This is a genomic window from Alistipes intestinihominis (assembly GCF_040095975.1).
In the GTDB taxonomy this organism is placed as follows: Bacteria; Bacteroidota; Bacteroidia; order Bacteroidales; family Rikenellaceae; genus Alistipes; species Alistipes senegalensis.
The window spans coordinates 280,122-293,182 of sequence record NZ_JBBMFL010000003.1; the positions used below are offsets into that span (position 1 = coordinate 280,122).

Here is a 13,061-nt window from a genome sequence, read left to right on the forward strand (position 1 = left end):
AAGCCTTTATTTTTTTGCCGTGTTATGTCTTTTTGCGGTCTGGATGCACTCGCGGCGCGGGATGATGACCGATACGCCCGGCCAGGCGATCTCCTCGCGGATCATCGCTTTCAGCTCTTCGCGGTTCTTGGGCAGCGGCACCGTCACGCGGATGTGCTCCGGATCGACGCCGATGCCGGCGCATATCTGTTCGAGACGCCCCGTGCCGGCCGAATCCTGACCGCCGGTCATGCCCGTCGTGAGGTTGTCCGAGATGATGACCGTGATGTTCGCCCGTTCGTTCACGGCGTCCAGCAGCCCCGTCATGCCCGAATGGGTGAAGGTCGAGTCGCCGATCACGGCGATCGAGGGGTGCTGGCCTGCGTCGGCGGCGCCTTTGGCCATGGTGATCGAGGCTCCCATGTCCACGCAGGTATCGATGGCGTGGAACGGAGCCAGCCATCCCAGCGTGTAGCAGCCGATGTCGCTGAAAACCCTGCCGGAGGGGTACTCCTCGCGGACCACCTCGGTCAGTGCGGTGTACATGTCGCGGTGTCCGCATCCCTGGCACAGTGCGGGCGGGCGGGGCACGACGATCTCGCTGGCGGCGTGTGTCCGGTGCGGGGACATCCCGAGGGCCGCGCGCACGCTGTCGGGCGTGAGCTCCCCGGTGCGGGGCAGTTCGCCCGTCAGGCGGCCCTGGATCGGCAGGGGGCCCGGCAGTACGCCCCGCACGGCCTCCTCAACGACGGGCTGCCCCTCCTCGACGACGAGCAGCGCCTGGCACTCCGAGGCCATGCGCCGCACCAGATCGCGGGGCAGCGGGTATTGCGACAGTTTCAGCACCGGATGCGGACAGCCGTCGGGGTAGTTCTCCATCACGTAGTTGTGGGCGATGCCGCAGGCGATGATGCCCAGCCGTTTGTCCGGACCCTCCGCATAGGCGTTGAACGGGCTTGCGGCGGCGGCCTCTTCCAGCCGGGCGTAGTCGTCCAGCAGACCTTTGTACCTCACGCGCGAGTTGCCCGGCATGAGCACCCACCGGCGGGTGTCGGCGGGCGCGTGCAGTTCGTTTTCGGCCCGGGGCTCCGTCACCTCGACCACCGCCCGCGAGTGGGCCATGCGGGTCGTCAGGCGCATCAGCACCGGAATCCGGAACCGCTCCGAGAGTTCGAACGCGGCCTTCGCCATGTCGTAAGCCTCCTGCTGCGTCGAGGGTTCGAACGTCGGCACGAGGGCGAATTTCCCGTAGAAGCGCGAATCCTGCTCGTTCTGCGAGGAGTGCATCGAAGGGTCGTCGGCCGCCACGACGACCAGTCCGCCGTTGGCCCCGGTCATCGCCGAGTTGACGAAGGCGTCGGCCGCCACGTTCATGCCCACGTGCTTCATGCAGACCAGCGCGCGTTTGCCGGCGAACGACATGCCGAGCGCCTCTTCCACGGCCGTCTTTTCGTTCGACGACCACGTGCGGTGGACGCCGCGCGCGGCGGCGAGGGGATGTCCCTGGATGTATTCGGTGATTTCGGTCGAGGGTGTGCCCGGATAGGCATAGACACCCGACAGTCCCGCATGGAGCGCCCCCAGCGCGAGGGCTTCGTCTCCGAGTAAAAGTTCGCGTTTTTCCATAAGATCGGCGGTGTGATTCGGATTCTACAAAATTAGGAAAATTTAATTGAAATGCAACTTTTTGCGACGATTTATCATGTCGTCGGTCCGAATTCGGAATAAATATCGTCCCGACCCGTGTTTTTGGTTGAAAAATGTAACGCCGGGCAATGTCCGGACTGCGTAGAAAAATGTCCGAAACGCATATATATACGGTGTAAAATGCCTATATTTGCAGACAGCCCCCTTTTGTACAGGCCGGAAAAACAGTCATGGAGAGAAGACCGACGGAATCGGAAAAGTTCGTGAACCGGGTCAACGGGAAAGAGCCCGCTGCCTGGGAGGAGCTTTACGCCCGTTACTACAAGGCGCTCTGCGCCTACTCCGCGTCGCTGACGGGCGATGCCGCCTTCGCCGAGGATCTCGTCCAGGAACTGCTGCTCCGGATGTGGCAGTCGGACCGGACCTTTTCGGTGCTTCCCGAACTTGCGGCCTATCTCTACCGTTCGGTCTACCGCAATTCGCTGGCTTACAGGCGTGACCGCAGCAACCGCGAATCGTTGCTGCGCAACATGCACGAACAGAGCCTGCGCGACGGAAATTCCTCCCCCCCCACGTCGATCCCGAGGAGGAGTCCGGGCTACTTGCCGGAATGGTCGGCGAGGAGGTTATCCGCCGGCTTTACAGCGACATCCGCGCGCTGCCTTCGGAGCAGAGCCGGATCATACGCCTTTCGATCGCCGGGTTCAAGGGTGCGGAGATCGCCCGCCGGCTGGGCATCAGCATCAATACGGTCAAAACCCAGAAGTACCGCGGCTATCGTTCGCTGCGGCTCAAACTCAGCAAGTTCGTCTTCCTTTTCGGCTCCCTTCTCGCGCTGTTCGCCGACCTGAAATAGACGCTTCCGGGAGCTGGGCAGCGGGCGTCACAGGTTCCCGATCGGGATGCCGTAGTCGTGTTTCACCTCGTCCATGACGAAAGTGCTCATGAGCGACCCGAGGCTGTCGATGGTTCCCAACACGTTGAGCGTGAACTCCTGATAGTATTTCATGTCGGGGGCGTGTATTTTCAGCAGATAGTCGTAGTCGCCCGAGATGTTGTAGCACTCGGTGACCTCGGGAATTCCGCGCACGATGCGCGTAAATTCGGCGGCGATGTCGCGGTTGAGGCGCCGGAGCTTTACGCTGCAAAAGACGACGAAGCCGCAGTGGAGCTTCTCGGCGTCGAGCACGGCGACGTATTTGCGGATATAGCCCTCGTTGTCGAGCCGCTTGAGCCGTTCGAATACGGGCGTGGGCGAGAGATGCACACGTGCGGCGAGCTCCTTGGTCGTCAGGCGGGCGTTCTCTTGCAGGATGCGCAGGATCTGCAAATCGGTCTTGTCGAGTCTGTTCATGGAATAAAATTCTTTCCGGAGCCGTTTTTCGGCGGCCGGTCTACGGTTATTTTCTGTGTTAGGGTGTAAAAATAGCGATATTTTCCATATTTTTCGGATTTCTTGTTTGAAAAATTTGCAGATCGTAGCTTTGCAAGTGTTGAACGATATTAACTCTTACGGCTATGAAACGCGAAAATCTCCACTTCGAAACGCTGCAACTCCATGTGGGCCAGGAGCGGCCCGATCCCGTGACCGACGCTCGTGCGGTGCCGATCTATCAGACCACCTCCTATGTCTTCCGCAACTCGGCGCACGCCGCCGCCCGTTTCGGATTGCAGGACCCCGGCAATATCTACGGACGCCTGACCAATCCGACGCAGTCGGTCTTCGAGGAGCGTGTCGCCGCGCTCGAAGGCGGCGTCGCGGCGCTGGCCGTAGCCTCGGGAGCCGCGGCCATCGCCTACGCCTTTCAGAATATCACCCGCGCGGGGGAGCACATCGTTGCGGCCGAAACCATCTACGGCGGCACCTACAACTTGCTGGCGAATACGCTGCCGACCTATGGCGTGACGGCGACTTTCGTCGATCCGTCGGACGTTGCGAATTTCGAGCGGGCCGTGCGCCCCGAGACCCGGGCGATCTTCATCGAGACGCTGGGAAATCCCAATTCGAACGTCATCGACATCGAAGCTGTGGCCGCCGTCGCACACCGCCACGGGATTCCGCTGATCGTCGATAATACGTTCGGAACTCCCTATCTGATCCGGCCCATCGAACACGGTGCCGACATCGTCGTGCATTCGGCGACGAAGTTCATCGGCGGCCACGGCACGTCGCTGGGCGGCGTGATCGTTGACTCGGGCCGCTTCGACTGGGCCGCCTCGGGCAAATTCCCGCAGCTCTCCGAACCCGATCCCAGCTACCACGGCGTGCGCTTCACCGAAGCGGCCGGCGCTGCGGCCTATGCCGTGCGCATCCGTGCGATCCTGTTGCGCGATACGGGCGCCGCGCTCTCGCCCTTCAACGCCTTCATTCTGTTGCAGGGGCTCGAAACTCTCTCGCTGCGTGTCGAGCGGCACGTGCAGAACGCCCTGAAGGTGGTGGAGTACCTGTCGCACCACCCCGGAGTCGTCCGGGTGAACCACCCGGCGCTGCCCGGCCATCCCGACCACGCGCTCTATGAAAGGTATTTCCCGCAGGGCGGCGGCTCGATCTTCACCTTCGAGATCCGCGGCGGTCAGGAGGAGGCGCACCGTTTCATCGACTCGCTGGAGATCTTCTCGCTGCTTGCGAACGTCGCCGACGTGAAGTCGCTGGTGATCCACCCGGCGACGACCACCCACTCGCAGCTTTCGCCCGAGGAGCTGGCCGCGCAGGGGATCACGCCCGCCACGGTGCGCCTCTCCGTCGGCACGGAGCATGTCGATGACCTGATCGCCGACATCGAACAGGCGCTGGACGCCGCCGTGCGCTGATCGGAACGCTCGGCTGCCCGGATCAGCTGTTGTAGGATGTTTCGCCGTGTTCGTAGTAGTCGAGTCCGTCCTCTTCGATGCGGCGATCGACGCGCAGTCCGATCGTGCTGCGGATGGTTCCGAAGAGGATGAGGCCGCAGACGAGCGCCCACGCGGCGTAAACGGCGGCTCCGAGCGTCTGAATGCCGAGCATCCGCCAGCCCCCGCCGTAGAACAGACCGCCGTCGGTAGCGAACATTCCGGTCAGCACGGTTCCCAGCGAACCGCACACTCCGTGCACGGAGATCGCGCCCACCGGGTCGTCAACCTTCACGACGGCGTCGAAGAAGTTCACGGCGAAGACCATCGCCATGCCGCAGAGAATGCCGATCGCCGCCGCGCCGGCCGGCGTCACCGCATCGCAGCCGGCCGTGATGCCGACCAGGCCGGCGAGCACCCCGTTGAGCGACAGCGACAACGACGGCTTTCCGTAACGGAACCAGGCCGCGAACAATGCGGTGAGCGCACCCGTCGCAGCGGCGATATTGGTGTTCATGAAGACCTGCGAGGCGCTCTCCTGCAAGGCGGGGGTCGCTATGCCCACCGTGCTGCCGGGGTTGAATCCGAACCAGCCGATCCAGAGGATGAAGACGCCCAGCGTGGCGATGGTCAGATTGTGCCCGAGGATGGCCCGGGGTTTCCCGTTCTTGTATTTCCCGATGCGCGGGCCGACCAGCGCCGCCCCTACGAGCGCCAGCCATCCGCCCACGGAGTGCACTACGGCCGACCCGGCGAAGTCGTGGAAGCCCAGGGCGGCCAGCCAGCCGCCGCCCCAGGTCCAGTGTCCGGCCAGCGGGTAGACGAGCGCCGAGATGAAGATGCAATAGACGAAATAGGCTCTGAACTGCGTCCGTTCGGCCATAGCTCCCGAGACGATGGTGGCCGTCGTGGCGCAGAACATGGTCTGGAAGATCAGAAACGCGGTCTGTGGAATGTTGTCCGGGATGGAGGCGCCGGGTGCGAACGGATTGGCCAGCAGCCCGGCGATCGCGTCGGCCCCGAACATCAGCCGGAAGCCCAGAAGCCAGAACAGCAAAGCCCCGAAACAGAAGTCGAGCAGATTCTTCATCAGGATGTTGGCCGTGTTCTTCGACCGTGTGAAGCCGGCCTCCACCGATGCGAAGCCCATCTGCATCATGAAGATAAGAATTGCCGCCAGCAGCACCCAGATGGTGTCTGCGGCCGAAGAGAGCCCGTCGATGCGGGCCGTGATGTCCATCGTGTTTTCCATAACCTGAAATCTTAACCTAACCTTCGTTCGTATTTACTTTTTCTCCGGAGTCCCGGCCGCCATCTCTTCGGGCGACCGCTTGTGATTGATCTGCTCGTCGCAGCGTCCCGTGCGGATGCTGTAATAGTGGTCGATGTCCGACACCCAGACGCGCCCGTCGCCGATCTCGCCCGTGCGCGCCGTGCGGATGATCGTGTCGATGGCCTTGTCGCACAGTTCGTCGCGGACGATCAGGATCAGCATCATGCGCTCGATGATGTCCGTTTCATACATCACGCCGCGGTAGACGCGGCGGTTGCGGGCGTGGCCCGAGCCCCGCACATCGACGTAGGAGAACCACTCCACGCCGTTTTCCAGCAAGGCTTCCTTCGTCTCCTCGAACCTCGTTCGACGGATGACAGCTTCGATTTTCTTCATAATAATATATTGGATTGGGTTTGGGAATTTCCTGAAATCCCGGATTTGCGGACCCGGGTCTTTCCGCCGCAGGCGAAAAGCCGGAAAGAAAAACGCCACGAGGGTCGATTTCCCTGTGGCGTCGTGTCAGCGCTGTCGTGAGGCGGCAGATTCGATGGTGATCGACCATCGGTCGTTGCGTGTATCCGGAGATGTTTTTCGCATGATTGCCGCTGTATTGTATCCGTTGCAAATATAGGCATTATTAAAATAATTTCAAAACAAATGCGCCGAAACGGCTCTTTTTTTTCAGAAATCGTTATATTTGTAGCGGTTAGATCAGGTTGCCCTATGAACAGAGAACAAACTATGCCGGACGGAGGATTGTACCGCCCGGAATGCGAGCATGACGCCTGCGGCGTCGGACTCGTCGTCAACATCAACGGAAACAAATACCATTCGGTCGTCGAACAGGGGCTGTGCGTCCTCGAGCATATGGCGCACCGCGGAGCCGAAGGCTCGGACAACAAGACCGGCGACGGTGCGGGTATTCTGGTGCAGATACCCCATGAATTCATTCTGCTGAACGGCATTCCCGTGCCCGAGAAGGGGCGTTACGGCGTCGGCATGGTCTTCCTGCCGCGCGACGGCGCCGACCAGCAGCTTTTCATGCAGCTGGTGACGGAGGTCGTCGAGGAGCAGGGGCTTCGTCTGACGGCGTCGCGCAACGTTCCCGTTGACAGTTCGATCCTCGGCGCCGACGCCGCGGCGACGGAGCCCGTCATCCGGCAACTCTTCATCGTGGGGTGCGACGACCGCCAGCGGCTCGAAGAGTTGCTCTACATCGTCCGCAAGCGGATCGAATTCCGGCTGGCCGGCTCCGCCATCCGCGACAAGCAGAGCTGCTACATCGTCAGTCTCTCGACCCGGACGATCGTCTACAAAGGGATGCTCTCCTCCCGCCAGCTGCGCCACTACTTCACCGATCTGCAAAGCCCCTACTTTTCGAGCGCCATCGCTCTGGTGCATTCGCGTTTTTCGACCAATACCTTCCCGACGTGGAGCCTCGCGCAGCCCTTCCGGTTGATCGGGCACAACGGCGAGATCAACACCATCCGCGGCAACCGGCTCTGGATGGGGACGCGCGAGGCGGTGCTCCACCCCGAGTTCGCCGGCGATGCGGAGGGCGGCCTCGGGCCGATCATCCAGCCGGGGATGAGCGACAGCGCGTCGTTCGACAATGCGCTCGAATTTTTCCTGCGCGGCGGCATGTCGCTGCCGCATGCGCTGGCGATGCTCGTTCCGGAGAGCTTCAACGAGAAGAATCCGCTCTCGAAGAAGCTGAAGAGCTTTTACGAATACCACTCCATCTTCATGGCTCCCTGGGACGGTCCCGCGGCCGTCATCTTCTCCGACGGCCGTTATGCGGGCGGCATGCTCGACCGCAACGGCCTGCGCCCGGCCCGTTATCTCATCACGCGCGACGGGCTGATGGTCATCGCCTCCGAGACGGGCGTGCTGGACATTCCGGCCGCCGATATCGAGTCGAAAGGGCGTCTGGAGCCGGGCAAGATCGTCATGGTCGATACCGAGCAGGGGCAGATTCTGTTCGACGACGAGATAAAGAGCCGGCTGGCCAACGAACATCCCTATGACGAGTGGCTGCACGACAACCGCATTCTTCTGAAAAACATCACCAGCGGACGCTGCGTGACGCACGAGGTGGAGAATTACCCCCAGCTGCTGCGCGCCTTCGGCTACGACCGGGAGGAGATCGACCGCATCATCCGGCCGATGGCTGCGGCTGCGGCCGGACCGCTGGTTTCGATGGGCGACGACACGCCGATCGCCGTGCTGTCGCGGAAACCCCAGCGATTCTTCAATTTCTTCCGCCAGCAGTTCGCCCAGGTCACCAACCCGCCTATGGACTCCATCCGCGAGGAGCTGGTCATGTCGCTGACGAGCTACATCGGCGCCGTGCGCAAGAACATTCTGAAACCCTCTCCGGAGTTGTGCAAGGTGGTGATGATGTCCTCGCCGATCATTTCGGACCGCGATCTGGACATCCTGCGCCATCTGGAGTACAAGGGATTCCGCACGATCACGCTGCCGATGCTCTTCCCGGTCGGCGGCGACGGCGCGGCGCTCGAAAAGGCGCTCGGCGAACTGTGCCGGGCCGCGGAAAAGGCGGTGGACGACGGATACAACTATATGATCCTCAGCGACCGCGGCGTCGATGCCGCGCATGCCGCCATCCCCTCGCTGCTGGCCATGTCGGCCGTGCACCACTACCTGATATCCCGCCGCAAGCGTTCGCAGATCGCCGTGATCGTCGAGAGCGGCGAGGTGTGCGAAACGATGCACGTCGCCCTGCTGATGGGCTACGGCGCCAGCGGGGTCAATCCCTACATGGCGTTCGCCATTCTCAAGGCGCTGACCGCCTCCGGGGAGTTGCAGCTCGACTTCGAGGCTGCGGAGCGCCATTACATCAAGGCCGTGGACAAGGGGATGCTGAAAATCATGTCCAAGATGGGCATCTCGACCATCCGCAGCTACCGGGGCGCCGCGCTGTTCGAACCGCTCGGCGTCGGCGAGAAGCTGCTCGGACGTTATATGGGCGGCGGCATCTCGTCGATCGGCGGCATCGGTCCGGACGACGTGGCCCGGCAGGCTTCGGCCATGCACGCGCTGGGATTCGCCCCGGGAGCCGCCGACGAACCGCTCGAAAACGTGGGGCGCTATGCCTACCGCCGCGACGGCGAGTTCCACGGCTGGAATCCCGCTACGGTGCTCTCGCTCCAGGCCGCGGCGCAGACGGGCGATCCGGAGAAGTTCGCCGAATTCACCCGCCACGCCGAGCACGCCGATACGCCTGCGTTTCTGCGGGATGCGATCGAGATCGTCAGCCCCCGGGCCCCGATACCGCTGGAGCGGGTCGAACCCGCCGAGGCGATCATGCGGCGTTTCGTCGTCGAGGCGATGTCGTTCGGCGCCATCAGCCGCGAGGTCCACGAGACGCTCGCGGCCGCGATGAACCGCATCGGCGGTCAGAGCAACACCGGCGAAGGGGGCGAGGACCCCGCCCGCAACACCCCGCTTCCCGACGGCACGTCGCTGCGCAGTGCGGTGAAGCAGGTCGCATCGGGGCGTTTCGGCGTCGATGCGGAGTATCTGGTCAATGCCGACGAGATTCAGATCAAGGTCGCCCAGGGCGCGAAGCCGGGCGAGGGAGGTCAGCTGCCGGGCTTCAAGGTCGATGAGATGATCGCCCGCACCCGCCACTCGATTCCCGGCATCACGCTCATCTCGCCGCCGCCTCACCACGACATCTATTCGATCGAGGACCTGGCCCAGCTGATCTTCGACCTGAAGAATGTCAATCCCGAAGCGCTCGTCAGCGTGAAGCTGGTGGCCGAGAGCGGCGTGGGAACCATCGCCGCGGGCGTTGCCAAGGCGAAGGCCGACAAGATTCTGATCAGCGGCTGCGACGGCGGTACGGGTGCCAGCCCCGCGGATTCGATGAAATACGCGGGCGTTCCGGTCGAGATCGGACTTGCGGAGATTCAGCAGACGCTCGTCCTCAACCGGCTTCGCGGCCGGGTGCGCCTGCAAGCCGACGGGCAGCTGAAATGCGCCCGCGACGTGCTGGTCAGCGCCCTGCTGGGGGCCGAGGAGTACGGATTCGGCACGGCGGCGCTCGTGGCGCTGGGGTGCCGGATGCTGCGCAAGTGCCATACCAACACCTGTCCGATGGGCGTGGCGACGCAGGACCCGCAGCTGCGCGAACGCTTCACCGGGACCGCCGACCGGCTGATCAACTACTTCCGGTTGTTGGCCGAGGACATCCGCCGCCGCATCGCGGAGCTGGGTTACGAGCGTCTCGACGATCTGATCGGACGCAGCGACCTGCTGCGCCAGCGCACCGCACCGCCGGAGAGCCCCGTCGCACGGCTCGATCTGCGGCGTTTGCTCCACCGGCCCGCCGGCGACGCCGACATCCGCTGCCGCCTGCCGCAGGAACACGCGCTGGCCGAGGTTCCGGACCAGCTGCTGCTGCCGCTGGCCGACCGGATTCTCCGGGACGGGAAGAGCGTTTCGCAGACCTTCCCGATCGCCAACACGGACCGCAGCGTCGGCGCTATGCTCAGCGGATACGTCACGCGGAAGTGCGGACGCGGGGGCCTTCCGGCCGAGGCGCTTTCGGTCACGTTCCGCGGAAGCGCCGGGCAGAGTTTCGGGGCCTTCCTCGCGCCGGGAATCTCGTTCCGCCTCGAAGGCGACGCCAACGACTATCTCGGCAAGGGCCTCTCCGGCGGCCGGATCGTCGTCGTTCCGCCCGCCGGGTCGCGCTTCGCGGCCGAAGGGAACGTCATTGCCGGAAACACCCTGCTCTACGGGGCGACGGGCGGCGAAGCCTACATCGACGGACGGGTCGGCGAACGCTTCTGCGTGCGCAACAGCGGCGCCACGGCCGTCGTCGAGGGCGTGGGCGACCACGGCTGCGAATACATGACCGGGGGCCGCGTGGCCGTGCTCGGACAGACCGGGCGCAACTTCGCGGCCGGCATGAGCGGCGGCATCGCCTACGTCTGGAACCCGCGCGGAGATTTCGACTATTACTGCAACATGGAGATGGTCGAACTGACCCTGCTGGACAACGCCGACGACCGGGAGGAACTCCATCGGCTGATCGCGGCGCACGTCCGTCACACCGACAGCCTCATAGGACGCAGGATGCTCGAAGAGTGGGAACGCTATGCGCCCCAGTTCATCAAGGTGACTCCGGTCGAATACCGCCACTACCTCGAGAGCCGAAAGGAGCGCTGATTGCGGCCTTCGGGCCGGAACGAAGAAGAAATGATTGGATTTCTCGAAAAAATGATTTATATTTGCTTCCGATTGAACCCTGTGTTTTTCATGCTGACAGTAAAAAATACGATGTGTTGTGCAGCGGCGATCTGTTGTCGTTGCGATTCGTCGTGTCTGCTGCCGGGCAGGGTTGAAGTGTGAAGGAAGTGATTCAATGAGGTAATTCCTATCGTTTTATAGATTCGGCGGCAGACGTTTGTCTGCCGCTTTTTTTGTTTTTCAAGAAAAACCGGAAATTATGAAGAAAATTGTGAATTCCGTTCTGGAACTTGTCGGTGATACGCCGATGGTCGAATTGGAGCGTCTGGGCCGGGATGCGGGCGCTGTGGCGAGGGTCGTGGCGAAAGTCGAACTGTTCAATCCCGCGGGAAGCGTGAAGGACCGCGTCGCCCTGGCGATGGTCGAGCGGGCCGAAGCCGACGGCGCACTCCGTCCCGGAGCCACGATCATCGAACCCACGAGCGGAAATACGGGCGTCGGGCTGGCGCTGGTCAGCGCCCTGAAGGGCTACCGGCTGATTCTGACCATGCCCGAGACGATGAGCGTCGAGCGTCGGCGGCTCGTGGCGGCCTACGGCGCGCAGGTGGTCCTCACCCCCGGCGCCGAGGGGATGAAGGGGGCCATCGCCCGGGCGCAGGCGCTCCGTGAGGAGATTCCCGGCTCGGTCATCCTCCAGCAGTTCGAGAACCCTGCCAATCCCGCGCGGCACTACCGCACCACTGCCGAGGAGATCTGGCGCGACACCGAGGGCGGAATCGACCTTTTCGTGGCCGGGGTCGGCACGGGCGGAACCGTCAGCGGCACAGGCCGCCGGCTCAAAGAGCTGAATCCCGCGGTACGGATTGCGGCCGTGGAACCGGCCTCCTCTCCCGTGCTGTCGGGCGGAGCCTCGGGGGCCCATAAGATACAGGGTATCGGCGCCGGCTTCGTTCCCGGGAACTACGATCCCTCGGTTGTGGATCTCGTCGTGCCGGTCGCCGACGACGAAGCCATCGTTACGGCGCGGCTGCTGGCCTCGCGCGAGGGGCTGTTGGTCGGCATCTCGTCCGGAGCCGCCGCATACGCGGCCCTGCAACTGGCCAAACGGGAGGAGTACCGCGGCAAAACGATCGTCGTGCTGCTGCCGGACACGGGCGAACGCTATCTTTCGACCCTGCTGTACGCTTTCGACGAATACAAAACCGATATCCGCCTATGAACCCCGCATCCTCCGATATGCGCTTCGGGCGGATCGCCGAAGCCCTCGCAGCGCCGGATGCCCACATCCCTGCGGCCGCTTCGGCGGGTATCGACCCCGCGGAACTGAAACGTGCCCTGCTGCTTTTCCGCTCGGCGGTCTTCGCCGGGTATTTCGACTCGGAACCGCTCGGCGGGCTCCTCGGCGACCTCTACTCCATTCTCGCCCGCCAGAGCGCCCGGGCCTGCGCCATCTTCCGCCGCGGGGAGCATCCGGACGCCGGGCGGTTCGGCGAGCGGGTCGCCGGACAGTTGCTGGAGCTGCTGCCCGAACTGCGCCGCCGGCTCGGAACCGACGTGAAGGCCGTCTTCGACGGCGACCCTGCGGCCGCGAGCTACGAGGAGGTGATCCTTTGCTATCCGGCCCTTGTCGCCATGACCCACTACCGTTTCGCGCACGCCCTGCTGCAACTCGGCGTGCCGATCCTCCCGCGGCTGATCTCCGAGGCGGCCCACTCAGCCACGGGCATCGACATACACCCCGGTGCCGAGATCGGCGAATATTTCAGCATCGACCACGGTACGGGTGTCGTGATCGGCGAAACGTGCGTCATCGGCGACCACGTGCGGCTCTATCAGGGCGTGACGCTCGGCGCCAAGAGCTTCAAGTTCGACGCCGCGGGCAACATCCTCCGCGAACCGCGCCACCCGATTCTCGAAGACCGCGTGGTGGTTTATTCCAACTCTTCGATTCTGGGCCGCGTGCGGATCGGCCACGATTCGGTCATCGGCGGCAACGTCTGGCAGACGACCGATCTGCCGCCCTATTCGCGGGTCGTTCAGGGGCGTGCGAGCATCTCGACTTTCGAGGACGGGGGCGGTATCTGACCCCTCCCGGCGCCGGGAGCGGCGG

At 63.4% G+C, this 13,061-nt stretch carries 9 protein-coding genes and 1 pseudogene; 6 read left to right on the forward strand and 4 right to left on the reverse strand.

What is annotated here, in order from left to right; translation table 11 throughout:
• Positions 1 to 6 precede the first annotated feature (6 nt).
• A complete protein-coding gene (locus tag WMO46_RS04320; protein WP_349093884.1) occupies positions 7 to 1,605 on the reverse strand; it encodes a thiamine pyrophosphate-dependent enzyme in 1,599 nt (532 codons plus the stop codon).
• 251 nt (positions 1,606 to 1,856) lie between these two features.
• On the opposite strand from WMO46_RS04320, the pseudogene WMO46_RS04325 reads away from it, so the two are divergent.
• Positions 1,857 to 2,072, forward strand: a pseudogene (locus tag WMO46_RS04325) (RNA polymerase sigma factor); the annotation flags it as partial.
• A 164-nt stretch (positions 2,073 to 2,236) separates the two neighbouring features.
• Entirely contained in the window at positions 2,237 to 2,482 is a 246-nt protein-coding gene (locus WMO46_RS04330) for a sigma factor-like helix-turn-helix DNA-binding protein (RefSeq protein ID WP_281717215.1), read from the forward strand.
• 27 nt (positions 2,483 to 2,509) lie between these two features.
• On the opposite strand, the gene WMO46_RS04335 is transcribed toward WMO46_RS04330, so the two are convergent.
• On the reverse strand, positions 2,510 to 2,980 hold the full coding sequence (locus WMO46_RS04335) for an Lrp/AsnC family transcriptional regulator (RefSeq protein WP_276715389.1): 471 nt from the start codon (positions 2,978 to 2,980) through the stop codon (positions 2,510 to 2,512).
• A gap of 164 nt (positions 2,981 to 3,144) precedes the next feature.
• On the opposite strand from WMO46_RS04335, the gene WMO46_RS04340 reads away from it, so the two are divergent.
• On the forward strand, positions 3,145 to 4,437 hold the full coding sequence (locus tag WMO46_RS04340) for an O-acetylhomoserine aminocarboxypropyltransferase/cysteine synthase family protein (protein WP_129651608.1): 1,293 nt from the start codon (positions 3,145 to 3,147) through the stop codon (positions 4,435 to 4,437).
• A gap of 22 nt (positions 4,438 to 4,459) precedes the next feature.
• On the opposite strand, the gene WMO46_RS04345 is transcribed toward WMO46_RS04340, so the two are convergent.
• The gene (locus tag WMO46_RS04345; protein WP_302589222.1) at positions 4,460 to 5,707 is read right to left on the reverse strand and encodes an ammonium transporter; all 1,248 of its coding nucleotides are present in this window, start codon (positions 5,705 to 5,707) and stop codon (positions 4,460 to 4,462) included.
• Between the two features lie 33 nt (positions 5,708 to 5,740).
• The gene (locus WMO46_RS04350) at positions 5,741 to 6,124 is read right to left on the reverse strand and encodes a P-II family nitrogen regulator (RefSeq protein WP_019151316.1); all 384 of its coding nucleotides are present in this window, start codon (positions 6,122 to 6,124) and stop codon (positions 5,741 to 5,743) included.
• A gap of 330 nt (positions 6,125 to 6,454) precedes the next feature.
• Between WMO46_RS04350 and gltB the strand changes: the two genes are divergently transcribed.
• The 3 genes from gltB (at position 6,455) to WMO46_RS04365 (ending at position 13,036) form a co-directional block, all read left to right on the forward strand.
• On the forward strand, positions 6,455 to 10,930 hold the full coding sequence (gltB, locus tag WMO46_RS04355) for a glutamate synthase large subunit (protein ID WP_302589221.1): 4,476 nt from the start codon (positions 6,455 to 6,457) through the stop codon (positions 10,928 to 10,930).
• Positions 10,931 to 11,210: 280 nt separating this feature from the next.
• Positions 11,211 to 12,170 (forward strand): cysteine synthase A, encoded by a 960-nt coding sequence (gene cysK / locus WMO46_RS04360; protein ID WP_349093885.1) that lies wholly within the window; start codon positions 11,211 to 11,213, stop codon positions 12,168 to 12,170.
• Positions 12,167 to 13,036, forward strand: a complete 870-nt coding sequence (locus WMO46_RS04365; protein WP_349093886.1) for a serine O-acetyltransferase — start codon at positions 12,167 to 12,169, stop codon at positions 13,034 to 13,036. Before cysK ends, WMO46_RS04365 begins: the two co-directional genes overlap by 4 nt.
• Positions 13,037 to 13,061: the final 25 nt, after the last annotated feature.

Coding starts and splice junctions, on each gene's coding strand:
- WMO46_RS04320 (WP_349093884.1), bottom strand. CDS start 1,605: ATGGAAAAACGCGAACTTTTACTCGGAGACGAAGCCCTCGCGCTGGGG.
- WMO46_RS04340 (WP_129651608.1), top strand. CDS start 3,145: ATGAAACGCGAAAATCTCCACTTCGAAACGCTGCAACTCCATGTGGGC.
- WMO46_RS04345 (WP_302589222.1), bottom strand. CDS start 5,707: ATGGAAAACACGATGGACATCACGGCCCGCATCGACGGGCTCTCTTCG.
- cysK (WP_349093885.1), top strand. CDS start 11,211: ATGAAGAAAATTGTGAATTCCGTTCTGGAACTTGTCGGTGATACGCCG.
- WMO46_RS04335 (WP_276715389.1), bottom strand. CDS start 2,980: ATGAACAGACTCGACAAGACCGATTTGCAGATCCTGCGCATCCTGCAA.
- WMO46_RS04350 (WP_019151316.1), bottom strand. CDS start 6,124: ATGAAGAAAATCGAAGCTGTCATCCGTCGAACGAGGTTCGAGGAGACG.
- WMO46_RS04365 (WP_349093886.1), top strand. CDS start 12,167: ATGAACCCCGCATCCTCCGATATGCGCTTCGGGCGGATCGCCGAAGCC.
- WMO46_RS04330 (WP_281717215.1), top strand. CDS start 2,237: ATGGTCGGCGAGGAGGTTATCCGCCGGCTTTACAGCGACATCCGCGCG.
- gltB (WP_302589221.1), top strand. CDS start 6,455: ATGAACAGAGAACAAACTATGCCGGACGGAGGATTGTACCGCCCGGAA.